We start from the raw sequence: 26,098 nt of genomic DNA on the forward strand, positions 1-26,098 counted from the left end.
AAACTTGTCAAAATTATTGAATAGTTTCCCAAACTTTATGTTGTTTCTGAAAATAGGAGACAATATCTGTTTCAAAAATCGTTTGTAAAAATTCTTTGGAAGCCAACGTTTGAAAATCACCTTGCGCGGCCACTTTCCCTTGCTTCATAAACACAATTTTTTCACTTAGCGTTAACGCTAAACGGATATCATGAAACACCCCGATTAACGTTTTCCCTTCTTGCGCACTCCACTCATTTAACTGCTGAATCAATTCTTGTTGATACCGAATATCCAAATGATTATTGGGTTCATCCAATAAAATAATTTCTGGATCTTGTACAAATAATTTAGCCAAAAATACTCGTTGTTGTTGTCCTCCTGAAAGCTGATTGACAACTTTATCTTTTAAAGGCAATAAACCCGTGCGTTCTAAATAATAAAGGACTCGTTCTTTTTCTTGTTTAGAAACAATAGGTAAAAAACGTTGTGCTTGTTGTCGATACGCCCCCATCAAAACTGTTTCGTAAACCGTATAATCAAAAGCAACTGTCGTGAATTGACTCATCATCGCTACTTTCGTTGCCAATTCCTTCCGCTTTTGTCCATGAACTTCTTGACCATCAATTAAAACAGAACCACTATAAGGGACAAGTCCGGCAATCGTTTTTAAAAGTGTCGTTTTACCGCAACCATTTGGACCTAAAATACAAGTTTTACTACCTGTCGGAAAAACGAGGGAAATATCTTTTAAAATGGGGGTTTGTTGGAGCGTTACAGCTGTTTCTTTTAATTCAATCATGCAGCAACGCCCCTTTTTTTAAAGTAAATATACAAGAAGAATGGCGCTCCAATCAAGGCTGTTACGGCCCCGATGGGAATTTCTCTTGGTGATAAAATCGTGCGAGCAATTGTGTCCCCTATTACCATGATGGTCCCACCTAAGATTGCTGAACCGGGAATCAGCCAGCGATGAGTCGCCCCTAAATAGCGACGGACAATATGTGGTGCTATTAAATCAACAAAACCAATCACACCGACAAATGAAACCGCACTTCCTGCTAGTAAACTAGCCAAAAGAATAATGCGTAGTTTTGCTGTTTTGACTTCTACTCCCGCTAACATCGCATGTTCTTCTCCTAAACCGAGAACATCCAATGCGTTGGCATCAAACCAAAGAAACAGACTGCTGACAAGCAAGATTGGACAATAAATAGCAATTTTTTGCCAATTACTGCCAGAAAAACTACCCATTTGCCAAAAGACTAATTGTTTCAAATAATCTTGGAAAAGTGCTGTAATCAACGTCAAAATAGCACCGACAAACAAGGTCATAATCATTCCCACTAAAACAACTGTTTGATTGGACATTTGACTATCCATTGTTTGCGTAAATAACAAAACTAAAAAGACCGTTGCTAAGCCAAAGATAAAACCAGTTAAAGGCAATAAAAATGCCCCTAAGATCGAAGCAGTTACTCCAGTTACCATGATTAACGCAGCGCCTAAGGATGCTCCCGCTGATACGCCCAAAGTATACGAAGAAGCTAAAGGATTACCTAAGAGCGATTGCATCACCGTGCCACTTACTGCTAAGCCTGCGCCCACGAGATAGGCCATCACGACACGCGGTAACCGAACATTCCAGATGATTCCTTCTAAAATCCCGTCTTCTGAAACCGTCTTTTTCACTAAAATTTGAAGCAAATCCGTTAACGAAATCTGAACACTTCCAATTTTAATACCCAAAAAGAGCATGCTCATACTGATCAAGAGCATCAGTATGAGACACGTTTTTTTACTCATCTTTTAAATCCTTATATTCCTCTGGATAAACAGCTTTTGCCATTTGTTTTAATGCTTTGGTAATGTGGTTATTTGGTAAAGAGCTAGACATGTTATCGATTTCGAAAACTTCTTTGTTTTGAACTGCTGGAACGCTTTCCCAGTTTTTACGAGCTAAAATTTCTTTGGCGGGATCTTTCATATAGTTAACATTGGTTAAAATGACTTCTGGTTTTGCAGCAATGGCCGCTTCTTCTGTCACTGGTAACCAGCCTTTTTCATTTGCCAAAACATTTTTTGCCCCAATTGTTTCAATCATTTCATTTAAAAATGTCCCATTACCAAAACTATAAATGTCTGGTAAGGCAGCCACTTCAAACAAAACAGTTTTTGGTTTTTTAATAGTTTTCCCAATTTTGGCTACTTCGTCGATTTCTTGATCCATTGTTTTGATTAACTTTTGTCCTTTTTCATGTTCAGATAAGCTATCCGCGATGAATTGGACGTCTTCTTTGATTGCTTTGATGCTTGTACTAGTGGGGATATTAACGACTGTAATTCCAGCATCTTCCACTTGTTTCCAAACACTTTCTGAGCTAGCTAAATTGATGTCATTCACATAAACAATTTGTGGTTTCAAGGCAATCAATTTTTCGGCATCGACAGCCATCATATCCATTTGTGGTAATTTTTTTAAATCAGTCATCATTGTGCTACTTTGAGTATCAACTGCGATTAATTGGTCGGTTTTACCTAAGTCTTCAATCACTTCTGTTGTTGATGGTACTAGGGAAATAATTTTGGTTGCTTCTTTGGGTAAAGTAATTTCTTTGCCGCTACGGTCTTTGGTTGGTAACGTTACTTCTGTTTTTTCAGAAGAGGTAGTTGCTTTCTTTTCCTGTTTACCACACCCTGCTAAGCCAAGTGTTGCTACTAAACCTAAAGTCATCATTGTTAAAGTAAATTTTTTCATTTTTTCATCCTCGCATTCGTCTATTTTATTTTGGGGAAAATTTTCTGAAATGAACCTCCTTTGTCTCAACGTCAAAACAATACAAAAAAACCACTTTTTTCTCCAATAGAAAAAAAGCAGTCACTTAACTATGCTAATGATATACTCAGCCAGTTATCTTCAAAGCCCCTTCTTTTTCCTACAAAAGAATGATTAGACTTATCAAGCCGGTATCCTGACTTAGCTTCTTCTTACTCCCAATCCTTCCAGAATAATCTGTGGTCTTATTGGTTTCATCCACCATACAGTAGGTAGGTCTGTAGAGGATTCGCACCTCTTTCCCTGACACTTCATAAGTACATATATATTGTATCTTCGTTGATAACTAATTTTCAAACCAGTGATTAGACGTCTTTGTCTAATGACACACATTTATTATAACGGTTATCAACCATTTGTCAACGCTTCCTCAAGCAAAAGAAAAACTTTTCTTGTTTTAGTTATTAGACGTTGTTCCGTTTTTCTATTCATGATAAAATAAATCCTAGTTTGAATAAGAAAGAGGTTAACTTGATGAAAATCGTCATTTTGTTACTTGTTGCCTATTTATTAGGTTCAATTCCCTCAGGTGTTTGGATTGGTAAACTTTTCTTTAAAAAAGATATACGCCAATTTGGGAGTGGGAATACAGGAACAACCAATACATTTCGTGTCTTAGGGAAACCTGCCGGAATTACGGTATTATTAATGGATATCTTGAAAGGAACGTTAGCCACTTCATTACCCTATTTGTTTGGTTTACAAGGCGTGAATCCGCTCTTCTTTGGGGTAGCAGCTGTTTTAGGGCATACCTTCCCTATTTTTGCCAATTTCAAAGGTGGTAAAGCCGTAGCCACTAGCGCTGGCATGTTATTAGCATACAGCCCCACATTTTTTATTTATTCTGCTCTTATTTTTGTGATTTGTCTGTATCTAACCAGTATGGTGAGTTTAACAAGTATGATTAGCGCTGTACTAATTACACTTTCTACTATTATTTTGCCTTTCACTGTCCCAGCTATTTTACCAACATTTAACTGGTTATTAACCGTGATTGCGATTGCTTTGACTACTTTTATCTTTGTCCGTCATCGTGAAAACATTCAGCGAATTAAAAATGGAACAGAAAGTCGCCTCTCTTTTGGCTTACGTGCAAAAAAATAAAGAAAAAGGCTGTGAACAAATAATGTTCACAGCCTTTTTCTTTATTTTACACTAATCATATACTGTGTTTTAAATAGTTCGTTAGCTGGTAACTTATTGATGCCAAATTTTTCAGCAAGTTGGCCAGTTGCGTCGACAGCATCAGCAATCCCGCACCAAGGTTCGATACAGACAAAAGGCGCTTCTTTCGGTGTCGGTGACCAAATCCCCACAAAAGGCATTTCTGGATAACTCAAAGTGACTTGATGCTCACTTTCGTCTGTGGCAATTGTAATCGCTGTTTGACCTTTTGTTTCAAAAATCATTGCATCATTTTCAAATAATTGATGCGTTAAGTCAAAGCTGGTATTCGTTTGGGCTAGCGTTTTATTCGCTAAATCAATAAACGGGCCTGCTAAGGGAATTTGTGTCCGTGATTTTTTAGGTGAAAAACTTAGATAATAATCTTCAAACGTTAGTGAAGATTCTAAAGGTACATTAAAGGCTGGATGACCACCAATCCCAAAATACATCTCTTCTTTCCCTGTATTTTCTACTTGGTAGTTTACAGTCAATTCTTGGTGTTCTAATGTATAAGTAATCACTAGTTCAAAATCAAAAGGATACTTCTTCTTGATTTCTTTTGTTGATTTTAGTGAAAAAGAAACTTCTTCTCCACCTTTTTCAATCACATCAAATACTTGATCACGAGCAAAACCATGTTGAGTTAAATGATACGCTTGATTTTGGTACATATACGTATCTTCTTTTAGACGACCGACAATCGGAAAAAGTACGGGCGCATGGCGGGCCCAAAATTCAGGATTTCCTTGCCAAATATATTCAATGCCGGTTTCTTTTGATTGTAAACTTACTAATTCTGCTCCTTCTTCAGCAAATGTTGCGATTAGAAATTCATTTTCAATTTGTACAGTCATTGCGTTGTCCTCCTAGTTGATACGAGCAATTGCTTATTTTTCCAACTCTTTAATAAATTGTTGATTTAATACTTTTAAATAAGTCCCTTTCATACCAAGAGAACGTGATTCAATAATTCCAGCTGATTCTAATTTTCTTAAGGCATTCACAATTACGGAACGAGTAATGCCTATTTCATCTGCAATACTTGAAGCAGTTAAACGACCTTCTTCGCCATCTAAGGCTTCAAAAATGGCATGGACGGCTTTTAATTCACTATAGGAAAGAGTGTTGATGGCCATTTGCACGGCAGTCGCACTGCGAACTTCTGCTTCAATTGTTCTGGATTGATGATACAAAATTTGCATGCCGACAACGGTCGCACTATATTCAGCTAACACTAAATCATCCTCGTTAAAGGATTTTTCAACACGCGCTAAAATAATCGTACCCAAGCGTTTGCCAGCACCGTACAAAGGCACAATAGTGGTTAACCCAAACGGATACAGCTCTCGTGATTCAAAAGGAAATGCAGTTAAATCACTATCTATTGGAATATTTGCTTCGGTTACTTTGAGCATATCCACGGCCTCGGTGTATCCTTGAGGAAATTTTTTCTCTTTAAACATATTTTTGATACGGGCATTATTAACATCTAATTTTTCAGTATACCCCAACAAATCCCCTGAACTGCTAATAATATACGCATTACTTTCTAAAATATCCCCTAAAATCATTGCCATTTTGTTGTACGGAAGTTCTGCTTGTACGTCAAACAGATTATTTTTTTGCAAAAGCTCGTTCACTTGACGTGTTTTTTCTAATAATGTAGCCATCTTTTCTCCTCCAGCCTTTTTTATAAGATGTAACGACTTAAATCTTCATTTTGAACAATGTCATTCAATTTTTCATTGACATATGCTTCGGTAATCGTAATTTCACCCATTTGCATATCTGGTGCTTCATATAATAAATCTTCTAATAAACGCTCTAAAATTGTGTGTAAACGACGCGCCCCAATATTATCTGTATCACGGTTTACATCATAAGCGATGTGTGCTAACCGTTCAATTGCTTCTTTTGTAAAGATGACTGAAACATTTTCTGTGCCAATTAATGCTACATATTGTTTAATTAAAGCATTGTTTGGCTCAGTTAAGATACTTACGAAGTCATCCGCCGTTAAATCATCTAATTCAACTCGAATTGGGAAGCGGCCTTGTAATTCTGGAATCAAGTCACTTGGTTTTGACAAGTGGAAAGCACCTGAAGCGATAAATAAAATGTGATCTGTTTGTAAAGGACCATACTTCGTGTTAACTTGGGAGCCTTCAACAATCGGCAAAATGTCTCTTTGTACTCCTTCACGAGAGACTTCGCCCGAATTTTGTTGACTTTTAGAGGTGATTTTATCAATCTCATCGATAAAAATAATTCCGCTTGATTCAGCTAAACGAATCGCTTCACTATGGATATCAGCGTCATTGACAATTTTTGCTGATTCTTCTTTCACTAATAATTCTTGTGCTTCTTTCACCGTTACAGTACGTTCGATTTTTTTCTTTGGTGACAGAGCGCCTAACGTTTCATTTAAGTCGATACCCATTTGTTCTAGGCCATTGTTCATAGCTGGCATCGTTTTCTTCGGTTCTTCAATTTCAATTGTTACTTCACGATTATCTAATAGACCTTTTTCCAGCTGTTCCAAAATTGTTCGGCGATTCGTTCGAATATCTTCCGTTACTTCTTCTTGTGCTTCTTGCTGTTGCTGAGCCATGTTAAACATGTTCATCATTTGTTCAAATTGATTACCGCCAGCCTGTTTTTGTTCTTTTTTAATTCCAGGCACTAATACTTTGACTAAACGTTGATTGGCCTTTTTTAACGCTTGCGCATACACGCGACTGTATTGTTGTTTTTCAACAATTTGGATCGCATTTTCTACTAAATCCCGAACCATTGATTCGACATCCCGACCGACATAGCCTACTTCTGTAAATTTGGTTGCTTCAACTTTTACAAAAGGCGCATTGACAATTTTTGCGAGACGACGAGCAATCTCAGTTTTACCAACACCTGTTGGTCCAATCATTAGTAAGTTTTTAGGCGTAATATCTTGTTGCATATTTTCTTCTAATTGCAAGCGACGATAGCGGTTACGTAAAGCTACCGCCACTGATTTTTTGGCAGCTTGCTGTCCAACAATATATTGATCTAGTTCTTTGACTATTTCTTTTGGTGTTTTGTTTAATTCATTCATGGATTTTCCCTCGCTTATAATTCTTCTACAATGATATTATGATTCGTAAATACACAGATATCTGCAGCAATATTTAAGGCATTTTTAGCAATCTCTTTCGCTGGCATTTCTTTATCGCCAAAGTTTTTCATGGCTCTTGCAGCGGACAAAGCAAAATTACCGCCAGAACCAATTGCTAAAATACCATCGTCTGGTGTGATGACTTCCCCAGTTCCTGAAACTAAGAGCATTTCTTCCTTATTCATCACAATCAGCATAGCCTCTAATTTTTGCATAGACTGTTGTGTCCGCCACTCTTGGGCTAACTCAACCGCAGCTCTCGTTAAGTTTCCGTTGTATTCATTTAATTTTCCTTCAAACTTTTCTTCTAATGTAAAGGCATCTGCCACACTTCCTGCAAAACCGACAACGACTTCATCATTGTAAATACGGCGCACTTTTTTGGCTGTACCTTTCATAACGACAGATTCGCCCATTGTTACTTGGCCGTCACCAGCCATTGCAAATTTTCCATCTTTTTCGACTGCACAAATTGTTGTAGAGTGAAATTGTGATTCAACCATTATTGTTCCTCCTAGACGTTTCCCTCCATTATGCACGAGGATGAAACGTTCGATAATTTTTTTGTAAACTTTCTTTTGTCACATGCGCATATATCTGAGTTGTTGATAAATTAGCATGTCCTAATAATTCTTGAACTGTCCGCATATCGGCGCCATTATTTAATAAATGTGTCGCAAATGTATGGCGTAACATGTGGGGATGAATTTCCGCATTTAATGAACTTTTTTTAATTAGTTGGTTTAAGACATATTCAATCCCTGTTGGCGTGATTTGTTCACCATGATGATTAACAAAGACATACGGATGTTTTTTTTGATATTTTGTCATTAATAGCGCGCGGCCATTCTCTAAGTAATCCTTTAAGGCGTCTTGTGCAAATGAACCAAAAGGCACATAGCGGTCTTTATTTCCTTTTCCGTGAACCAATAAAACAGAAGCTTGAAAGTCAACTGCGTCCACCGTTAAGTTCGCACATTCACTGACCCGAATGCCAGTCCCATACAGAACTTCTAGCAACGCTTGATTTCTCAAATCAAGAGGTTGCTCACCTTGTGCGCTCTCAAATAATGCATCCATTTCTTTTTCATAAAAAAAACGGGGCAACCGTAACTGTTTCTTTTTCATATGAACATAGGAAAAAGGATTTTCTTGGATTGCTTCATTTTTTAATAAGAATTGATAAAAAGAACGCAGACTGGCAATTTTTCGACTAATCGAATTGCGGCTATATTCCTGATCGTATAATTCGCTCAAATAAGCCCGAACATCCAAATGTTCCACAGTCAAATAATTGTCACTACCTGAAGTCTTTAAAAACGAAAAAAAATGTTGTATATCTTCTTGATATGCTTTTTTTGTTTTTTCTGAATAGCCTCTTTCGACAATAAGATAACGAGCAAATAACTCAGGCCAATTCTTTTCTTCCATGTGATAGCCCTCCTCATTCGATTACAAAGTAACTTTAGCATAACCTTTTTCAAAAGACAATTAAGTTGTCAGAATTTAATCAATATTTCTAAATATGTTCACAATTTTAACTATTCTTTAGCTTTTGTTATTTTTTTCTAAAAATTAAAAGACTGAGTATCATCGCATTTCTTAGCAATGATGCTCAGTCTTTTCTCATATTTTTTCTAATTTAGTCTAAAGATTGGATAACTTGAGCTTGGACATCTAAGGCCCGATTAGCAATTGCTTCATAGCGTTCTTTTTTGTCACGAATTCGTTCAGGTAACTCTGGGAAAAGCCCAAAGTTTGCATTCATTGGTTGGAAATGTTTGCCTTCTGCATGTGTAATATAATAAGCCATACTTCCTAAAGTCGTTTCGCGAGGGAATTCAATCGGCTCTTCCCCTTTGGCAAGACGAGCTGCGTTAATACCTGCGAGTAAACCACTTGCCGCGCTTTCAACATATCCTTCAACACCAGTCATTTGTCCAGCAAAAAACAGATCGTCACGTTTTTTTGATTGGTAGGTTGGTTTTAGCAACTCTGGAGAATTCATAAAACTATTACGATGCATGACGCCATAGCGAACAAATTCAGCATTTTCTAATCCCGGAATCATACGGAATACTCGTTTTTGTTCACCCCATTTTAAATGCGTTTGGAAACCAACAATATTGTATAAAGAAGCTGCAGCATTGTCTTGACGTAATTGAATTACAGCATAAGGGCGTTTACCTGTTTTAGGGTCTTCTAGTCCGACAGGTTTCATTGGGCCAAACAACATGGTTTTAATGCCACGTTGCGCCATTACTTCGATGGGCATACAGCCTTCGAAAAACTTCTCTTTTTCAAACGTGCGTAAAGGAACCACTTCTGCATTGACTAGTGCTTCATGAAAAGCATTGAACTCTTCTTCAGTCATCGGACAATTTAAGTAAGCCGCTTCCCCCTTGTTATAACGAGATTTTAAATAAACTTTATCCATGTCAATTGTTGATTTATCAATAATTGGTGCTGCTGCATCGTAAAAATAAAAGCCTTCAGAACCATTAAATTCTTGAATTTTTTGAGATAAGCTTTCAGAGGTTAAGGGACCCGTTGCAATAATTACAATCCCTTCCGGAATATCGGTGATCTCTTCATTTTTGATTGTAATTAATGGATGACTTTTAATTTTTTCAGTGATTGTTTCAGAAAAAGAATCACGGTCAACTGCTAAGGCGCCGCCAGCTGGTACAACGGTTTGATCTGCACTACCAATAATGATTGAATTTAAACGGCGCATTTCTTCTTTCAAAACACCTACCGCATTGGTTAAACTATTTCCACGTAATGAATTAGAACAAACTAACTCTGCAAAATTTTCTGTTTGATGCGCTGGTGTCTTTTTGACAGGGCGCATTTCATATAAATCAACTGGTACGCCAGCATTGGCCACTTGCCATGCCGCTTCACTTCCGGCTAAACCGGCACCAATAATTGTGACTTTTTTTGTCATGTATAAAAATTCCTTTCTATGTCAAGAAGTTAAGAGCTGTCTCTTACAAACTCAATTCATTTTACTAAAAGAGAAGACCGAAGTAAATTCTTCGGTCTCAATTTTTCTTATTTTTGGACGTTTTCTTCATAATCGCCATTGATACAAACGACTTGTTTGCCGCCTTTAACTTTTTTCTCTACTAAATATTGCCCACATTTTGGACATGGTCGGCCTACTGGTTTGTCCCAAGAAGTGAAGTCACACTCTGGGTACCGACTACAGCCATAGAAAATCCGATTTTTCTTTGATTTGCGTTCGATAACTTGTCCTTCGTGACACACAGGACACGTCACGCCAATTTCTTTAACGATCGCTTTTGTATTCCGACAATCTGGGAAATTACTACATGCATAAAATTTTCCGTAGCGACCCAGTTTAATCACCATTGGATGTCCACATAGTTCGCAGTCAAAGCCTGCTGGTTCATCTTTAATTTGGATTTTTTCAATCTTTTCTTCGGCATTTGTTAATTCTTTTTCGAAGGGCTTGTAGAAACGATCGACAACTTCAACCCATTTTTCTTGGCCTTCACCGACTTTATCTAAGTCCGTTTCCATTGTCGCTGTAAAATGTGTATCGACAATTTGTGGGAAAAACTCTGAAACTAGAGAATTCACAATTTCACCTAATTCCGTTGGTTCAAACCGTTTATTGGTTAGCTTCACGTAATAACGCCGTTGAATGGTTTCTAATGTTGGCGCATACGTTGATGGTCGGCCCACACCATTTTCTTCTAAAGTCCGGATTAACGTGGCTTCACTAAAACGAGCCGGTGGTTGAGTAAAGTGTTGTTTCGGTTCGATATCGACCGATTTAACAACGTCACCTTCCACTAATTCAGGTAAAATATTTTCCTTGTCTTCTTTACCATCATCGCGACCTTCAACATATACTTGCATAAACCCTTTAAATTTCACTTTGGAGCCATTGGCAATAAACGTTACGCCGTTTTGTTGAAGCGTGACCTTCATGGTATCTAAAATCGCTGGTGTCATTTGACTAGCTACAAAGCGCGACCAAATAAGAGTATATAATTTTAATTGATCTTTATCTAAATACTTCTTCATTTCATCAGGTGTTCTTAAAACGCTTGACGGACGAACCGCTTCATGGGCATCTTGTGCACCTTGCGTATTTTTTGCTTTGCGGCCGCCATGTGCTGAGAACTCATCTCCGTAGGTCTTTTCAATGAATTCAGCAGCTTCTGCTTTGGCGGAATCGGCAATTCTGGTTGAGTCTGTACGCATGTATGTAATCAGCCCCACAGTGCCTTGTTTCCCTAAAGCAATTCCCTCATACAATTGTTGCGCAACCATCATGGTTTTACGGGTACGGAAATTTAATTTACGTGCCGCTTCTTGTTGTAAACTACTGGTTGTAAAAGGTAATGCAGGATTACGTTTCCGTTCTTTTTTCTCAACTTTTGTAACATCGTAATCTTTACCGTCAATCCGAGAAGTGATTTCTTTCACCGCTTCTGCATTTGGTAATTTTTTCTTTTTACCATCTACGCCCCAGAAATTTGCTTTGAATTTCTTGCGACCTTTTTGGAAATTCCCATCAATGCTCCAATATTCTTCAGGTTTAAATTCTCGAATTTCATTTTCTCGATCAATAATCATTTTTAAAGCAACAGATTGCACACGACCAGCACTCAAACCTTTTTTGACTTTACGCCATAAAATAGGACTAATCGAGTATCCGACTAAACGGTCTAAAATGCGCCGTGCTTGTTGTGCATCAACTAAATCAACGTTGATGGTTCTAGGTTCTTTAAATGCCGCTTTTACCGCTTCTTTAGTGATCTCATTGAATACCACACGGTTTTTATCTTTTAAATCAAGGCCAAGAAGATAAGCTAAATGCCAAGCAATTGCTTCACCTTCTCGGTCCGGATCGGCTGCGAGATAGACTTTTTCAGCTTTTTTTGCAGCCGCTTTTAAACTTTTGATGACATCGCCTTTTCCGCGAATCGAAATATAATGAGGTTCATAATTATTTTCAATATCAATCCCCATTTTACTTTTTGGTAAATCGCGAATGTGACCAACACTGGCAACCACCTTGTAGTTTCTTCCTAGATATTTTTCAATTGTTTTGGCTTTGGCAGGTGATTCTACAATCACGAGATACTTATAGGCCATTCAATTAGCTCCTTTCGCGTTCGCTTTCCTACTATATAATATATGTAAAAAACGCACAAATCGTAATACATCATATGCTATATAGAACAGGTTTGTCAAGACTAGGCTTTCTAACATTTCTGTCATTTCTGTTTGACTGTCCGAATTTATAAATAAAAAATGCCTATGATTTATAGATTTTATCCTAAAGCATTAAAATACCTATAACATTCCAAACAAAATGAGTCAAGACAGCAGCTTCAAAGCGACCCGTGCGTAGATAGACCCAACTTAACGCTAAACCCATGCCCCAATAAATAATAAAACTACCTATATCTGTGGGCGTGTGCACAAGTGCAAATAAAATAGAAGAAACGAGTATGCCTATTTTTGAAGCTGGCTTGAAAAACGCTTGAATCCCGACACGAAAAATTCCCTCTTCGAAAATTGGCCCAATCACACCTGCAAAAATAAGTATAAGCCCTTTAGGAATGGCTTGGACAATTTCTTCAACACTTTGTTGGTTAGAGGTCGTCTCTAGTCCTTCCAGACGTAATAAGAAATCACCAAATATTCCCACACAAAAGATTATCACCAAACCTAACAAGACCACTGGCAAGGTTTCTTTGATTCCTAAAAAAGTCCAAGTTATGAGCTTTTTCTTTTTCAAAAAAGCAACAAATAGATAGACGAAATAGGCACCAAGTCCAACAGCCACTAATCCACTAACAAAGCGAAACCAAAAATTTTCTGTAGAAAATTGAACAACTGAGACCATCATCAAAGGAATTTGATCCAAAATCAAAAAGCCCAGTAGCTGCATACCAAACAACCATCTTTTTCTAACAACCGTTTCCATTTAGACACTCCTAACTACCAACCAAAAGATTAAAATCTGATTAAATAGTACCGAAGTGAACGTAGGTTGTCAATTCACAATTAGTAAAAGTCACAATTCTTCACAAATATCATCAATTGTCTGAACACATTTAGCGCCGTCCTGAATTAATTCATGGCAGCCTGTTGAAAAAGACTGGAAAATACTTCCCGGTACGGCAAATACCTCGCGCCCGTAATCCATCGCCGCTTGTGCAGTAATTAAAGAGCCACTATTCTTACGAGCTTCCATCACGCAGACCCCTAAAGATAATCCAGCAATAATGCGATTACGTGCAGGAAAATGATATTTTTTCGGCCCACTCCCATTCACATATTCTGTTAAAACAAGCTGATTCTGCTTCATAGTTTGCTGTAATTCTTTCTTTTCATACGGATAATATACATCTAATCCAGTGCCTAAAATTCCAATTGTCTGACCCCCGTTCTGGATGGCCATCTCATGGCTACGACTATCAATGCCTTTGGCAAGACCACTGACGATTGTGAATCCTTCTTTGACTATTTTAGGAACCAGAGCTTCAGTCACTCTTAACCCATACGAAGTGGCATAGCGAGCGCCGACGATGCCAATTTTCCTTCTACTTAACAATTGTAAATTTCCTCTATAAAAAAGAATTGCTGGTGGATTATAAATTTCTCGTAATAATTTAGGATAGACGGCATCTAAAATTGTCATAAATTGGTGTTGGCATTGTCGTATATATAACGCTTCACTATGAATCGTATGGTGTAACCAAGATTGTTCAAATAATTCACGATATTTCTTGATTTCAGCAATTCTAATAATTTCTGTACTGGAAAAATCAACACGCTTTTGTGCGATAGCTTCTTGTAACACTTTTAAGATACCTAAATTGCCAATTCCTTGGCATACCGCTAATTTAAATAATAATTGTCGTTGTAAAATTTCCAACAAAAAACACCTCTTTCACATCTTCTTAAAATAAGAATACGTAAAAAAAGTGTTTTATTTTTAAATCATATCTTTTATTGGCGCAAACGTACGTCGATGAATGGGTGTTACACCGTATTTTTCTAACCCGAGAAGATGTTCTTTTGTTCCATAGCCTGCATTGTTTTTAAATCCATATCCAGGATATAATTCATCATATTCTTCCATTAATCGATCTCTTGTTACTTTTGCAATAATACTGGCTGCTGCAATCGAAATGGAGCGTGCATCCCCTTTAATCAAACTTTCTTGTGGTTGGGGAACGTCTAACTGCATTGCATCAATTAATAAATAATCTGGTGCAAAAGCTAAATCGTCAATTGCCATTTTCATCGCTTGTTTAGTTGCTTGATAAATATTAATTTGATCAATGACTCCTTGATCAGCGATACCTAACCCGATAGCGACAGCCTGTTCTTGAATCTGGTTATATAACGTTTCCCGTTTTTTAGCAGATAGTTTTTTTGAATCATTTAAGCCTAATAATTGACAATCTTTCGGTAAAATAACTGCAGCTGTCACAACAGGGCCAGCTAATGGTCCGCGGCCTACTTCATCAATTCCTGCAATTAAACGATGGCCTTTTTTATAGGCCGCTTCCTCAAATTGACTCATTTCTTTAAAAAGTTGCCACTCTTTTTCTTTGGCTAACTGGCGACGTTCCCATTGTTTGATCGCTTGTTGCACTCCTGAACGTTCATCTTCTCGCCAGCTTGCTAATCGTTCATCGGTTGCATCAGTGACAGTTAACAACGCTTCTTTGATTGCCTGAATCGACTCTTTTGCCATGTTATTCGTCTCCTAGTTCTTCCCAGCGGTCCAAAGTATACGTACCTAATTTTCCACTGCGAATTTCTAAAATAATCATTTCGCTGGCTCGATTATAATCATCTCTAAAACCACGTTTTTGGCTAATTAACATCAATTGTTCTGGGGCAGGTAAAAATAGCTCTTCCTCTGTTAAACCATATCGTTCCGTCAAACGTTGCGGATAAAAACGTGCAAAAAATTCTAATCCATAAATCGCCAAATCATCTAGATGCAATAATTGATCTTTTATAGCGCCAGTTAAAGCTAATTTTTTTCCAATTTCTTCATCTTCAAATTTTGGCCAGAGAATCCCTGGTGTATCCAGTAATTCCAATTGGGAACCAGAGCGTAACCATTGTTGTCCTTTTGTCACGCCTGGCTTGTTCCCAGTTTGCGCAATTTTTTTTCCGACTAAACGATTCATTAAGGTTGACTTACCAACGTTGGGAATCCCAATACACATGGCGCGAATCGCACGCGGTTTCAAGCCTTTCGCCTGTTCACGAGCCAATTTTTCTTTTAACGCTTCCTTGGCTGCTGGCACAATTTTATTGATTCCTTTATTTTGTTGGGCATTGATGACTAGGGTTTGGTATCCTTTCTTTTGAAAGTAATGTTGCCATTTTTTATTTTGGTCGTTATCTGCTAAGTCCCCTTTATTTAAAAGGACTAATCGTGGTTTTTGTTGGACAATTTGGTCCATCATTGGGTTACGGGAAGAAAGCGGTAACCGCGCATCAACTAGTTCAAATACAATATCGACATATTTGATTTTTTCAGAAACTTCTCTTCTTGCTTTGGCCATATGGCCGGGAAACCATTGAATGGTCATAATCTGTTCAAATCCCTTCTTTAACACATTGTTTCTTTGATTCAATTCTTCAACGAGTCCTGTGTTCCGCGTAGATTCTTGCGAAAAAACACCTTCTCTAGTTTAACATATTTTTCACGGATTTGATTTATTTTCTGTAGTGTTCTTTAAAAAACAAAAAAGCTGAGACAAACTCACTTTGGATTTTGTCTCAGCCTTGTACACTGGCAAAGTATAGAAAGAAGTAGGTCAAGCTCTTCTCAAGACCGACTCAAGAATATTTCTGTTTTTACTTGTTATTTAGCATGAAGTAAATTTTCTTTACAATGAATTAACTCTGTTAAAAACTGACAGTACGGTGTAGCAATCCCATAGACTTTCCCTTTGCGAACAATTGCTCCATTGATATAATCAATTTCGGTTAAACGATGATTGGTTATTAAGTCCTGATACATCGATGGATGGTGCAAACCAATTGTTTCTCGATTATAACACGAGCGGATTTGTTGAAGCACTGCTTGTTTATCTAACGTAACTTGTTCCACTTCAGCGACTGCTAAAAATTCATTAACTATTTGTTGAACAATTTGATCTGCTTGCTCTGTTTCGCCAAAGTCTGCCATATTACAATCCAACAAAGTACATAAACCATTCATTGTTCCATTCACACAGGCCTTCTTATAAATGGATGATAAAATATTCTCAGAATAACGAGCATTTAAGCCAGCGTTATTTAATACCTTAATGACTGCTTCTGCTGCTTGTTCACTTTGCGCCCCTAAATTTTGTAAATCAATCGAACCATTACCAAATAATTTTACTTTGCCCGGTCCTTCTAACCCAGCGGTCCACATTGTGTTTCCTAATAAAATATTTTCGTAAGGCACGTATTTTTTGATAATATCTTCGTGCCCAATTCCATTTAACAAGCATAAAACTTTCGTATTTTTATTAAGGAAATGTTCTAATGCTTCAAGCATTCCTGCCAGTTGCATTGCTTTTGTAAATAGGATAACTAAGTCTGCTGTAAAATCGATGCTTGCTACTTCTGTCTGAGGATAGATAGGAATTTTAGCGGTCACCACTTCGCCATTAAAATCAGCAACTAACCCGTTTTTTCTCATTGCTTCAATATGTTCTGGCCAACCATCGACAAAAATAACATCATTTCCTGCTTGATGTAACATTAGTCCAAAGCGACTGCCCATAGCGCCAGCACCTGCGATAATAATCTTCATTTCTTTTCCTCCGTTCAATTTTTTATTTTTAGGTAAAAATCTGCTAAGAAAATCTCTATCTCTTACTTTTATAGCAATAAAAAGGCAAAACATATGTTATATTATAAGTGATCTATTTGTTATTTTTTATCCAAGCGCATTTGTGTAAGCGCTTTTAAAAAGAAAGGGAGTTTCTGATGAATATTCAGCTTTTAAAGTACTTCATTGAAATTGTTAATACCCGCAGTTTATCGGCGGCCGCTCGCAATTTATTTGTCACCCAACCAACACTTTCTTTAGCATTGAAAAAAATGGAATCTGAGTTAGGCACAGCGTTGTTTGATCATTCTGATCAACCGTTTCAATTGACCGATACTGGTGTTTATTTATATGAACATGGCCAAGAAGTTGTTTTTCAATTCGATCAATTGGTAACAGATATTCGTGAAATGAACCAGAAACCAGTTAAAAAGCAATTGCGTTTAGGCTTAACTACTTTATTTGCTGTACAATTTATGAAAGAAATTTCACGATTTTTAACAACCCATCCACATGTGAATTTAATATTACAGCAAGATGGCTCGCCAAAATTACAAACGATGTTAGCAAATAAAGAAATTGATATGGGACTAATTTCTTTCCCAAATACCTTACCTGAAATTATTCATATTGAACCTTTAGAAACGACTACCAAAGGCTACCATGTTTATGTCGTGGTACCAGAATCAAATCCTCTCTCCCAATATGAAAAATTAACTTTTAAAGATTTGAAAGATCAACGATTTTCATCGTTAAGTGATAATTTTATGATTGGTCGCCTACTACTAGATCGGACTCGGAGCTTCGGTTATGAGCCGAATATCATTTTGCATAACGATGATTTACAAGTACTTCTTTATAGTTTGCAAAAAAATAATTCGATTTGTTTGCTGCCGATTGAATATTATGAAGTGGGAAAAAGTCAGGGACTGAAATGGATTCCTTTAAAAGATAAGTTTGACTATTTCCCCATCGGCATTGCTTTGCGCCGCGATTTTAGTATGACAGAAGATGTTAGAGATTTTATCCAAATCATTAAAGAAAATTAATGGATAATCTAGCCTTGATAAGCAAAGACGACTTTACTATCATAAAGTTTCAACACTTTTTCAAATAAGAATTTTGAGAATAAACCCGCGACAATTGGAACAACAAACCAAGAAAAGAGTAAGGGTAAGATCCCTAAGCCCGCATCCAATGAAGCAAGTGGTCCCACGAGTCCAACCAAGCCAAATCCAGCCGATTGTGGGGTTCCTGAAATGTTGAATAGAACCACAGGAATTGCTGAAATAGTCGCTGTAAATAAACAAGGAATTAAAATAATTGGGTATTTAAATAAATTAGGCATCATCATTTTCATGCCGCCCAAAGAGACAGCCAGTGTCACTCCCGATTGGTTGACATTCCAAGAATTAATCACAAGAACAACAGTTGTGGCTGCAATTCCCATTGCAGCAGCACCTGCAGACAAGCCATTCAACTGAATCGCCAAACCGATTGCCACAGTAGTGATTGGCGAAATAATCAGTGCAGCAAATGAACAAGCAATTAAAATACTCATGATAATTGGCTGAAAATCAGTAAAATTGTTAATCACTTTCCCGATGGCGACCGTGATTTGTGTCACATATGGGTAAATCAACATGCCAAACAAGCCTGCACCTACTCCAACAACGATCGGTAAAGCAATGATTTCCACTGAACCGAATTTTTTATCGATGACTAATAAAAGTAAGACTGCAACAGAAGCGGTAATCATAATATTAATGATGTCACCAGTGCCTGCACCAATAAAGCCTTTCACTTCTGAATTAAATTTAATCACGCCAGAGCCAGCAAATGCTGCACCGCCAGCAATCATCATTTTCTGTGGCGTTAAGCCAAATTGAAAAGCAATCAGTCCACCAATAATTAAAGGGGTGGCTAGTTGGAAAATTTGCGCCGCATGAATAATCATTTCGATAATCTTGTATTCTGCAAAATATTTTAAAATGGCTCCTAATACAGCATTGGGAATTAAGGCGATAATGGTGCCGGAAGCTGTTCCAGCTAACACTTTGTTAAAAAATATTCTTGGGGTTAATTGAGCATCCAGTTTATCAGTGGGCATTTTCAACACTCCTATTGATTATTTTTGTTTTTTTTAGAATAAGTTTGAGAATGATTGAACTTTCTGTTAGATAAAGAGCGGCCTCAAAGAAGAGCGCTTATTTCTTTGAGGCGCTTTTTATTTAACTAAAGCAAGGAACGATTTTTAATATACATCCGTATCCGCATTATATTTCGCTAAATTATCTTTAACATCTCGCAAGAACTTACCTGCTTGTTGTCCATCTAAAATTCGATGATCAATAGAAAGACATAAGTTAACCATATCTGCCACTTTAAAGCCTCCATCTGCGGTTGGCACAAGGCGTTTATTAATTGACTCTACTTGTAATATCGCAGCTTGTGGATGGTTAATAATTCCCATCGATTGGACGGAACCTAGTGTCCCAGTATTATTAAGGGTAAAGGTCCCTCCTTGCATTTCCTTGCTTGCCAGCGTTCCTTGTCGGACTTCTTGTGCCAAGCGATTGATTTCTTTAGCTAGCCCTGCAATCGAATAGTTATCCGCTTGTTGAATCACTGGCACATAAAGATGCTCGTCTGTCGTTACAGCTATGGATAAATTAACATCTTTATGATAAATAATTGAGCCATCATCCCAAGATGTATTGATTTTTGGATTTTTCTTTAACGCTTGAATGACTGCTTTGGCAAAAAATGGGAAGAAGCTTAGAGATAGGCCCTCTTGTTGTTTAAATTCATCTTTTAATGAATTTCTAAGTTGGACTAAGTTGGTCACATCCGCTTCCACCATTAACCAAGCGTGAGGGATTTCGTTGACGCTTTGGACCATTTTTTTAGCAATTGCTTTACGTACAGGATCTGCAGAGACAATTTTATCTGTGGTTGTTTCAGTTGGACTAGCTATTGTGGCGCTTTCATTTTGCGAAGCAACTGGCTCCTCTGAAATTGAAGGGCTAGTTCCTGGACTCACTGCTTGCTCAGGTGTTCTTGCCTGTGTTGGTGTAAAGTTTGTAACATCTTTTCTAGTAATTCGACCATCACGACCTGTCCCTGTAACTTGTGTTAAATCAATCTTTTTTTCTTGGGCAATTTTAAGGACTGCTGGGGAATAACGACCATTATTTTTTTGATGGGGCGTCTCAGTACTTGTTGTTGCAGCGGTTTCATGTTCTTGTGTTTGTTCCGCACTTGCTTCTTTCACTGGTGCTAAATTAGCTACTTCTGTTTCTTCGGTTGTTTCTTCTGTCTCTAACGTCATCACCGCTGTTCCGATAGGCACATCTGTATCTAGAGAAATCAGAAATTCTTTTACTACGCCATCAAAATCTGATGGGACTTCCGTGGTGACTTTATCAGAAACGACTTCCATTAAGGGATCATAGCGTTTCACTGAATCCCCTGGTTTAACTAACCATTGAACAATGGCTGCCTCTGTGACACTTTCGCCTAGATGAGGCATTTTGATTTCTTTTGTGGCCATTTATTTTTTCCTCCTTGCTTCAATTAAAATTCTGCTAATTCTTTCATTGCTGCTAATACTTGCTCTTCATTGATTAAAAATTCTCTTTCTAAAGGTAATGCATAAGGCATGCTTGGACAATCAGGTCCTGCAAGTCTTTGGATCGGTGCATCTAAATCAAAGAGAGCATCTTCTGAAATCATTGCCGCAATTTCACTCATCACGCTGCCTTCTTTATTGTCTTCTGTTACGAGTAAGACCTTCCCTGTTTTCTTAGCTGCAGCCACTAATGTTTCGCGATCTAAAGGATATAACGAGCGAACATCGACGATTTCGGCATCAATTCCTTCAGCGGCTAGTTTTTCCGCCGCAGCTAAAGCTAATTGCAAGGTCATGCCGTAACTAATCACGGTTAAATCACTACCCGTTCTAACGACATTGGCTTTGTCAATTGGTACGATATAATCATCTGCAGGCACTTCATCTTTTAGTAAACGATATAAACGCTTATGTTCGTAAAAAATGACTGGATCATCGGAACGAATCGCTGCTTTAATCATCCCTTTTGCATCATAAGGATTAGAGGGGGTCACCACTCTTAATCCTGGTTGTCCACAAAAAACTTTTTCTGTAGACTGAGAATGATACAGCCCACCACGAACACCGCCGCCATAAGGGGTCCGATAAACGATTGGCGCAGTCCAATCGCCTTTTGTTCTATAGCGCATTGTCCGAGCCTCTGATAACAATTGATTGGTTGCAGGCAAAATGTAATCCGCAAATTGAAATTCACCAATTGCGCGATAGCCCATTAAACCTAAGCCGACAGCTAAACCACCAATTAAGCCTTCTGTTAACGGTGTATTAAAACAACGCTCGTCACCGTATTTAGCAGCCAAGCCCTTTGTTACACCGAACACGCCGCCTTTGTCGCCGCCGACATCTTCCCCAAAAATAACTACTTTTTCATCACGAGCCATTTCTTCAGAAATTCCTAAGTTAATTGCTTCTAAATAAGTCATCTCAGCCATTATATTTCTTCTCCTCTTCTCTTATTTTGCATACACTTCTTCTAAAATTGATGTCGGTACAGGATCTGGCATTGCTTCTGCTTCATCCGTTGCTTGATTGATTTCTGCACGAATTTCTTCATCAATTTTGGCAATGTCTTCGTCTGTTAAATAGCCCTCTTCTAATAATTGTTTTTCAAAAAGCTTCACTGCATCGTTCTTTTTCATCTCTTCAATTTCTTCTTTTGAACGATAAACAGATTGATCATCGTCAGCGGAATGAGAAGTCAAGCGAGAAACCATTAATTCAATCAATTTTGGTCCTTTTTTCCCGCGAGCCGCTTTTACTGCTTCTTTAAATGCTAGATAGACTGCAGTAAAATCACTACCATCAACGGTCACACCTTCAAAGCCATAAGCTTTCGCGCGATCGGCCATTCGTTTATTGGCATACTGTTCTTCAATTGGGACAGAAATCGCATATTCATTATTTTCAACAACAAAAATGACGGGTAATTTTTTTACGCCTGCAAAGTTCATAGCTTCTTGGACTTCTCCTTGATTGGCAGAGCCTTCCCCAGTGGTGGTCAATGCAACAAAATCAGCTTTTTGAAGTTGCGCTGCATAACCAACACCTGTCGCTAATGGCATTTGTGTACTTACTGTTGAAGAGAAGGAAACAATATTATGCTCTTTTGAACCATAATGATTCGGCATTTGACGACCATGGGAAGAAGGATCCGCTTCTTTTCCAAAAGAACCCATTAAAATATCTTTGGAGGTCATGCCCCAAACCAAGCACGCGGTCATATCACGATAATACGGTAAAAAATAATCTTTTTGAGGATCAAAAGCCATCGCCATCGCTACTTGTGCAACTTCTGCCCCTTGACCAGAAATATTGAAAGAGGTCTTACCAATCCTTGTTAATTGCCACAACCGTTCGTCTAAACGACGTCCTCTTAGTACTTCACGATATGCCTGAATCAATTCTTCTTTTGATAAACCTGATTTTTTAAGCGCTTTCATTTTCATCAACCTTTCTCTATTTGTGAATCGCTAAGCCATAAGTATCTAAGGCTGCTTCTTGCAATACTTCTGTCATTGTTGGATGCGCATGGATTGCTTCACCAATTTCAATGGGCGCGGCATCTAAATACATGGCAGTACTTGCTTCGGCAATTAAATCCGTGACATGTGGGCCAATCATAGAAACCCCTAATAAATCATCGGTCTTCTTGTCACGAATTACTTCTATAAAGCCATCTGTTTCTCCATAAACAAGTGATTTACCATTACCATTAAAATTAAAGGTGCCAATCACTACTTCTTTATCTGCTGGTAAAGTTTCTCTAGTATAGCCGACACTTGCTATTTCAGGATTTGTATAAACACCTCGAGGCACGTTTGTATAATTTAAAGGTTCAACTGTCTCGCCTAAAAGATGCTGAACAGCTAACTCTCCTTCTTTCATAGCCACATGGGCTAGTTGGAGTGTATCGATACAATCACCGATCGCATAAATATGTCCTTCTGTGGTTTGATAAAATTCATTTACTTCAATGCCTTTGTCAGTATATTTCACTGAGGTATTCTGTAACCCTAACTTATTGATATTGGGTTGACGCCCAATTGCTACCATGACTTTGTCAACAGCGAGGCTTTCTTGTCCTGCAACTTCTACTTGAACCTTCTGCCCGGTAACTTTCGCATCTTGGACTTTGCTACCTAATAAAATGTTGATTCCTCGTTGCTCTAAACGTTTCTTTAATTCTTTAGAAATTGTTGCACTTTCATTTATAAGTAACCGATCCAAAAATTCAATGATAGTTACTTTGACACCTAAACTATTTAATAAAGAAGCCCACTCGACACCAATAACGCCACCTCCAATAATTGCAATTGATTCTGGTAGCTCTTCTAATTCAAGCATCCCATCAGAAGATAAGATAAATTCTTCATCCAGTGGCAAATTAGGTAACGTTTTAGGACTAGAGCCTGTCGCAATAATGACATTTTTAGGAACGATAATTTCTTCTTCCCGTGTTGGATCATTAAACGTAACTGCCACTGCGCCAGAGACTGGTGAAAAAATAGAGGGACCTAAAATCGCACCTTCGCCTGCTAAAATTTTGATTTTATTTTTCTTGCATAAGCCTTCAACACCTTTGTGTAACTGCTCAATAATTCCTTCTTTCCGTTGTTGTATTTTAGAAAAATCAATGGACGCTGCCTCTGTTTCAATCCCAAAAGAAGCCGCTTGTTTTAAGGTATCAAAAACCTCTGCGCTTCTTAATAAAGCTTTTGTAGGGATACAGCCTTTGTGCAAACAAGTGCCACCTAATTTGTATTTTTCAACAATTGTCACGTTTAGCCCTTTTTGTGCGGCTCGAATTGCTGCTACATAGCCTCCTGTTCCGCCACCTAAAATCAGTAAATCTGTTTGTTCCGCCATTTTGATCACTCCTGCTCAATTTTTGCTTCACTATAATTTAAAGCTTGTTCTTCCCCTGTTAATACTCGATTGACGCCTTCATATAAAGCAGCCATCTCCATTTCACCTGGGTAAACCTTAATTGGTGCAATCCAAGTGACTTTTTGACTAATTTCTTGAACAACGGTTTGCGAATAGGCTGCGCCCCCTGTTAAAATAATTGCATCAATTGTGCCTTCAAGAACCACGGCCATCTCGCCAATACTTTTTGCGATTTGGTAACACATTCCTTTTAAATAGTAATTTGCTGTTTGGTTACCTGCAGCTATTTGTGCTTGGATATGCCGTAAATCTGTTTCACCTAGGTATGATTTAAGTCCGCTATTCCCCGCAATTAGCTTTTTCACTTCGCTAATCGTTAACTCCTGTTCAAGTATCCATTGCGCAAATTCAACGAGCGGTAAGGCACCACTGCGTTCTGGCGTATAAGGACCTTCACCATCAAGCCCATTTACCACATCCACCATGCGGCCTTTTTGATGCGCCCCCATGCTAATGCCCCCACCTAAATGAACAACGATAAAATTGCTTTGCTCATATGTTTTTCCTAAATCCTCAGCGATTTTTCGAGCGACCGCTTTTTGATTTAAGGCGTGACCAACGCTACGCCGGTGAATGCCTTTTAATCCGGAAATCCTGGCTAATGGCTGTAGCTCATCTACAACAACAGGATCGACAATAAAGGCTGGCACGTGATATTTTTCTGCAAACTCATTAGCTAAAATCGCCCCTAAATTTGAAGCATGGGTATTAAAGCGTTCTGTCCGCAAGTCTTCTAGCATTTGTTGATCGACAAGATACGTACCGCCAGGAATAGGCTTAAGCAAACCACCACGCCCCACGACAGCGGCTAATTGTGTGATGTTATGTGTTTCTAAAAATTCCGCGATCATTTGTTTTCGAAATGATGTTTGACTGACAACATTTTCAAAAGGTGCCAATTCTTGGACGCTATGTCTAAGCGTTTCTTCCGCCAAGCAATCATGATTAGCAAAAAGCGCTAACTTAGTGGAGGTCGAGCCAGGATTAATAACCAATACTGTTTCCATTGTTTTCTGCTCCTTTTTTTAAACTTGTCTCATGGCAAATCTTAATGAATGGAATTTGCTTTCTGTTGAATCGCTTCTAGATGTTAAAACGACTGGGACTTTTGTGCCAACAATCGTTCCTCCCACCTTTGCGTGCCCAAACAAGGTTAATGATTTGTATAAACAATTACCAACATCAATAGTTGGGACCACTAAAATATCTGCATCCCCCATGATAGGACCGCTGTAACGTTTATGCGCAACCGCTTCTTCAGAGGTCGCTAAATCAAGCGAAAGTGGCCCAAAAACCGTAGCCTCTTGTTGATCATTAAAATGTGCCGTGACTTCTTTTGCTAAAACAGACGAAGGCATTTTAGGATTAAAATTTTCCGCTGCGCTTAACAAAGCAATTTTCGGGTGGTGCAGTCCCAATTTTTGGGCGACTTCTTTAGCATTTGCAACAATTTCAATGAGTGTCGCTTGAGTGGGGGCGATATTCATCGCACAATCGGTTAACAAGAAGGTTTTTCCCGCAGGCAGCTCCACCATTGCTACATGGGAAAGAATCGGTTTATTTTTTAATTGATGCTCGCTTTTCAACATTTCTTTCAGTAATGTGTGAGTCTGAATAATTCCTTTCAATAAAATTTGTGCTTGACCGGTTGCAACTAGACTGACAGCTTCCTGTGCTACCGCGGCCTCATCTGAGCAATGAACATATTTCCAGAGATTTTCAGTATCAAGATTTTCATTTGTATCAAATACAATAAACTGCAACGGTTGCTCGGCTTCTTTTAGCGCTTTTTTAACTAGCTGTAAAATCTCTGGTTGTGAACCTCCTGCAATTGAAACAGTGATCATTTTCTCACCTCATTTTTTCTTCTTTACACTTTAAATCTACCTTAGTATGTAAGCGCATACAAATTGTTAATTTTTATGTCCTTATTAATATTTTTTATAGAGAAGGAAAAGCTTAGTAAATCAAGCTTTTCTTTCTCTAAACAATTGTTATCTAATTTACTTTTCATGAAAAAACTTCTTTTCTAAGAATGAA

General features: G+C 38.0%; 24 protein-coding genes and 1 riboswitch. Of the genes, 2 read left to right on the forward strand and 22 right to left on the reverse strand.

The genetic code is table 11. From position 1 onward, the window contains the following. Positions 1-13: 13 nt before the first annotated feature. The 3 genes from IGL36_RS06800 to IGL36_RS06810 are packed head-to-tail and all read right to left on the reverse strand — an operon-like array spanning position 14 to position 2,806. Positions 14-781: an ABC transporter ATP-binding protein gene (locus tag IGL36_RS06800; RefSeq protein ID WP_002365688.1), complete on the reverse strand. Its 768-nt coding sequence runs from the start codon at positions 779-781 to the stop codon at positions 14-16. Beyond that, positions 778-1,785 (reverse strand): FecCD family ABC transporter permease, encoded by a 1,008-nt coding sequence (locus IGL36_RS06805; RefSeq protein WP_002361862.1) that lies wholly within the window; start codon positions 1,783-1,785, stop codon positions 778-780. Before IGL36_RS06805 ends, IGL36_RS06800 begins: the two co-directional genes overlap by 4 nt. After that, positions 1,778-2,806 carry an ABC transporter substrate-binding protein gene (locus tag IGL36_RS06810; RefSeq protein WP_002382345.1) on the reverse strand — a complete coding sequence of 343 codons (1,029 nt, stop codon included), beginning with the start codon at positions 2,804-2,806 and terminating at the stop codon, positions 1,778-1,780. Before IGL36_RS06810 ends, IGL36_RS06805 begins: the two co-directional genes overlap by 8 nt. A 118-nt stretch (positions 2,807-2,924) precedes the next feature. Beyond that, positions 2,925-3,084, reverse strand: a riboswitch (cobalamin riboswitch). Positions 3,085-3,289: 205 nt separating this feature from the next. On the opposite strand from IGL36_RS06810, the gene plsY reads away from it, so the two are divergent. Beyond that, entirely contained in the window at positions 3,290-3,919 is a 630-nt protein-coding gene (gene plsY, locus IGL36_RS06815; protein WP_002360243.1) for a glycerol-3-phosphate 1-O-acyltransferase PlsY, read from the forward strand. A gap of 41 nt (positions 3,920-3,960) precedes the next feature. Here plsY and IGL36_RS06820 read toward each other — a convergent pair whose 3' ends face one another. The 12 genes from IGL36_RS06820 to IGL36_RS06875 all read right to left on the reverse strand — a co-directional run bounded on the left by IGL36_RS06820 (position 3,961) and on the right by IGL36_RS06875 (position 16,962). After that, complete coding sequence (locus IGL36_RS06820) at positions 3,961-4,836, reverse strand: aldose 1-epimerase family protein (protein WP_002391795.1); 876 nt, start codon at positions 4,834-4,836, stop codon at positions 3,961-3,963. Between the two features lie 33 nt (positions 4,837-4,869). Continuing rightward, positions 4,870-5,652, reverse strand: coding sequence for a GTP-sensing pleiotropic transcriptional regulator CodY (codY, locus tag IGL36_RS06825; protein ID WP_002357492.1), 783 nt, complete (start codon positions 5,650-5,652; stop codon positions 4,870-4,872). A gap of 20 nt (positions 5,653-5,672) precedes the next feature. Continuing rightward, positions 5,673-7,076: an ATP-dependent protease ATPase subunit HslU gene (gene hslU / locus IGL36_RS06830; protein ID WP_002360239.1), complete on the reverse strand. Its 1,404-nt coding sequence runs from the start codon at positions 7,074-7,076 to the stop codon at positions 5,673-5,675. A gap of 14 nt (positions 7,077-7,090) precedes the next feature. Continuing rightward, positions 7,091-7,639, reverse strand: coding sequence for an HslVU peptidase proteolytic subunit (gene hslV, locus IGL36_RS06835; RefSeq protein ID WP_002357489.1), 549 nt, complete (start codon positions 7,637-7,639; stop codon positions 7,091-7,093). A gap of 28 nt (positions 7,640-7,667) precedes the next feature. Then, the gene (gene xerC, locus IGL36_RS06840) at positions 7,668-8,567 is read right to left on the reverse strand and encodes a tyrosine recombinase XerC (RefSeq protein WP_002398307.1); all 900 of its coding nucleotides are present in this window, start codon (positions 8,565-8,567) and stop codon (positions 7,668-7,670) included. A 211-nt stretch (positions 8,568-8,778) separates the two neighbouring features. Further along, entirely contained in the window at positions 8,779-10,086 is a 1,308-nt protein-coding gene (gene trmFO / locus IGL36_RS06845) for an FADH(2)-oxidizing methylenetetrahydrofolate--tRNA-(uracil(54)-C(5))-methyltransferase TrmFO (RefSeq protein ID WP_010716995.1), read from the reverse strand. A gap of 107 nt (positions 10,087-10,193) precedes the next feature. Continuing rightward, positions 10,194-12,272 (reverse strand): type I DNA topoisomerase, encoded by a 2,079-nt coding sequence (topA, locus tag IGL36_RS06850; RefSeq protein WP_002357484.1) that lies wholly within the window; start codon positions 12,270-12,272, stop codon positions 10,194-10,196. 184 nt (positions 12,273-12,456) lie between these two features. After that, complete coding sequence (locus tag IGL36_RS06855; RefSeq protein ID WP_002365693.1) at positions 12,457-13,110, reverse strand: CPBP family intramembrane glutamic endopeptidase; 654 nt, start codon at positions 13,108-13,110, stop codon at positions 12,457-12,459. A gap of 90 nt (positions 13,111-13,200) precedes the next feature. Then, positions 13,201-14,064, reverse strand: a complete 864-nt coding sequence (gene dprA, locus IGL36_RS06860; RefSeq protein WP_002382350.1) for a DNA-processing protein DprA — start codon at positions 14,062-14,064, stop codon at positions 13,201-13,203. Positions 14,065-14,124: 60 nt separating this feature from the next. Next, the gene (locus IGL36_RS06865) at positions 14,125-14,892 is read right to left on the reverse strand and encodes a ribonuclease HII (protein ID WP_002357481.1); all 768 of its coding nucleotides are present in this window, start codon (positions 14,890-14,892) and stop codon (positions 14,125-14,127) included. Between the two features lies 1 nt (position 14,893). Then, entirely contained in the window at positions 14,894-15,745 is an 852-nt protein-coding gene (gene ylqF, locus IGL36_RS06870) for a ribosome biogenesis GTPase YlqF (protein WP_002357480.1), read from the reverse strand. A gap of 275 nt (positions 15,746-16,020) precedes the next feature. Next, on the reverse strand, positions 16,021-16,962 hold the full coding sequence (locus tag IGL36_RS06875) for a 2-dehydropantoate 2-reductase (RefSeq protein WP_010716997.1): 942 nt from the start codon (positions 16,960-16,962) through the stop codon (positions 16,021-16,023). Between the two features lie 176 nt (positions 16,963-17,138). Here IGL36_RS06875 and IGL36_RS06880 point away from each other — a divergent pair, with 176 nt between their 5' ends. Continuing rightward, entirely contained in the window at positions 17,139-18,029 is an 891-nt protein-coding gene (locus IGL36_RS06880) for a LysR family transcriptional regulator (protein ID WP_002357478.1), read from the forward strand. An 8-nt stretch (positions 18,030-18,037) separates the two neighbouring features. Here the strand turns inward: IGL36_RS06880 and IGL36_RS06885 are convergent, their stop codons facing one another. The 7 genes from IGL36_RS06885 to ptb all read right to left on the reverse strand — a co-directional run bounded on the left by IGL36_RS06885 (position 18,038) and on the right by ptb (position 25,905). Next, on the reverse strand, positions 18,038-19,090 hold the full coding sequence (locus IGL36_RS06885; RefSeq protein WP_002384478.1) for a PTS sugar transporter subunit IIC: 1,053 nt from the start codon (positions 19,088-19,090) through the stop codon (positions 18,038-18,040). 144 nt (positions 19,091-19,234) lie between these two features. Beyond that, on the reverse strand, positions 19,235-20,533 hold the full coding sequence (locus IGL36_RS06890) for a dihydrolipoamide acetyltransferase family protein (protein ID WP_002398309.1): 1,299 nt from the start codon (positions 20,531-20,533) through the stop codon (positions 19,235-19,237). A 23-nt stretch (positions 20,534-20,556) separates the two neighbouring features. Beyond that, positions 20,557-21,543, reverse strand: coding sequence for an alpha-ketoacid dehydrogenase subunit beta (locus IGL36_RS06895; RefSeq protein ID WP_002357475.1), 987 nt, complete (start codon positions 21,541-21,543; stop codon positions 20,557-20,559). 21 nt (positions 21,544-21,564) lie between these two features. Next, a complete protein-coding gene (locus IGL36_RS06900; RefSeq protein ID WP_002398310.1) occupies positions 21,565-22,557 on the reverse strand; it encodes a thiamine pyrophosphate-dependent dehydrogenase E1 component subunit alpha in 993 nt (330 codons plus the stop codon). A 10-nt stretch (positions 22,558-22,567) separates the two neighbouring features. Continuing rightward, positions 22,568-23,977: a dihydrolipoyl dehydrogenase gene (gene lpdA / locus IGL36_RS06905; protein WP_010716999.1), complete on the reverse strand. Its 1,410-nt coding sequence runs from the start codon at positions 23,975-23,977 to the stop codon at positions 22,568-22,570. A 5-nt stretch (positions 23,978-23,982) separates the two neighbouring features. Continuing rightward, positions 23,983-25,065, reverse strand: a complete 1,083-nt coding sequence (gene buk / locus IGL36_RS06910) for a butyrate kinase (protein WP_002398312.1) — start codon at positions 25,063-25,065, stop codon at positions 23,983-23,985. 18 nt (positions 25,066-25,083) lie between these two features. Then, the gene (gene ptb / locus IGL36_RS06915; protein ID WP_002405354.1) at positions 25,084-25,905 is read right to left on the reverse strand and encodes a branched-chain phosphotransacylase; all 822 of its coding nucleotides are present in this window, start codon (positions 25,903-25,905) and stop codon (positions 25,084-25,086) included. Positions 25,906-26,098 lie beyond the last annotated feature (193 nt).

It is taken from the genome of Enterococcus sp. AZ011 (assembly GCF_050548355.1).
GTDB lineage: Bacteria > Bacillota > Bacilli > Lactobacillales > Enterococcaceae > Enterococcus > Enterococcus faecalis.

What these genes read in the sequence shown, in the direction of transcription:
- IGL36_RS06900 (WP_002398310.1), bottom strand. Translation starts at nt 22,557, where the DNA reads ATGAAAATGAAAGCGCTTAAAAAATCAGGTTTATCAAAAGAAGAATTG.
- IGL36_RS06800 (WP_002365688.1), bottom strand. Translation starts at nt 781, where the DNA reads ATGATTGAATTAAAAGAAACAGCTGTAACGCTCCAACAAACCCCCATT.
- IGL36_RS06855 (WP_002365693.1), bottom strand. Translation starts at nt 13,110, where the DNA reads ATGGAAACGGTTGTTAGAAAAAGATGGTTGTTTGGTATGCAGCTACTG.
- IGL36_RS06820 (WP_002391795.1), bottom strand. Translation starts at nt 4,836, where the DNA reads ATGACTGTACAAATTGAAAATGAATTTCTAATCGCAACATTTGCTGAA.
- topA (WP_002357484.1), bottom strand. Translation starts at nt 12,272, where the DNA reads ATGGCCTATAAGTATCTCGTGATTGTAGAATCACCTGCCAAAGCCAAA.
- plsY (WP_002360243.1), top strand. Translation starts at nt 3,290, where the DNA reads ATGAAAATCGTCATTTTGTTACTTGTTGCCTATTTATTAGGTTCAATT.
- codY (WP_002357492.1), bottom strand. Translation starts at nt 5,652, where the DNA reads ATGGCTACATTATTAGAAAAAACACGTCAAGTGAACGAGCTTTTGCAA.
- IGL36_RS06895 (WP_002357475.1), bottom strand. Translation starts at nt 21,543, where the DNA reads ATGGCTGAGATGACTTATTTAGAAGCAATTAACTTAGGAATTTCTGAA.
- xerC (WP_002398307.1), bottom strand. Translation starts at nt 8,567, where the DNA reads ATGGAAGAAAAGAATTGGCCTGAGTTATTTGCTCGTTATCTTATTGTC.
- IGL36_RS06865 (WP_002357481.1), bottom strand. Translation starts at nt 14,892, where the DNA reads ATGGCAAAAGAGTCGATTCAGGCAATCAAAGAAGCGTTGTTAACTGTC.
- IGL36_RS06805 (WP_002361862.1), bottom strand. Translation starts at nt 1,785, where the DNA reads ATGAGTAAAAAAACGTGTCTCATACTGATGCTCTTGATCAGTATGAGC.
- buk (WP_002398312.1), bottom strand. Translation starts at nt 25,065, where the DNA reads ATGGAAACAGTATTGGTTATTAATCCTGGCTCGACCTCCACTAAGTTA.
- IGL36_RS06890 (WP_002398309.1), bottom strand. Translation starts at nt 20,533, where the DNA reads ATGGCCACAAAAGAAATCAAAATGCCTCATCTAGGCGAAAGTGTCACA.
- trmFO (WP_010716995.1), bottom strand. Translation starts at nt 10,086, where the DNA reads ATGACAAAAAAAGTCACAATTATTGGTGCCGGTTTAGCCGGAAGTGAA.
- ylqF (WP_002357480.1), bottom strand. Translation starts at nt 15,745, where the DNA reads ATGACCATTCAATGGTTTCCCGGCCATATGGCCAAAGCAAGAAGAGAA.
- IGL36_RS06875 (WP_010716997.1), bottom strand. Translation starts at nt 16,962, where the DNA reads ATGAAGATTATTATCGCAGGTGCTGGCGCTATGGGCAGTCGCTTTGGA.
- hslU (WP_002360239.1), bottom strand. Translation starts at nt 7,076, where the DNA reads ATGAATGAATTAAACAAAACACCAAAAGAAATAGTCAAAGAACTAGAT.
- IGL36_RS06880 (WP_002357478.1), top strand. Translation starts at nt 17,139, where the DNA reads ATGAATATTCAGCTTTTAAAGTACTTCATTGAAATTGTTAATACCCGC.
- hslV (WP_002357489.1), bottom strand. Translation starts at nt 7,639, where the DNA reads ATGGTTGAATCACAATTTCACTCTACAACAATTTGTGCAGTCGAAAAA.
- ptb (WP_002405354.1), bottom strand. Translation starts at nt 25,905, where the DNA reads ATGATCACTGTTTCAATTGCAGGAGGTTCACAACCAGAGATTTTACAG.
- IGL36_RS06885 (WP_002384478.1), bottom strand. Translation starts at nt 19,090, where the DNA reads ATGCCCACTGATAAACTGGATGCTCAATTAACCCCAAGAATATTTTTT.
- lpdA (WP_010716999.1), bottom strand. Translation starts at nt 23,977, where the DNA reads ATGGCGGAACAAACAGATTTACTGATTTTAGGTGGCGGAACAGGAGGC.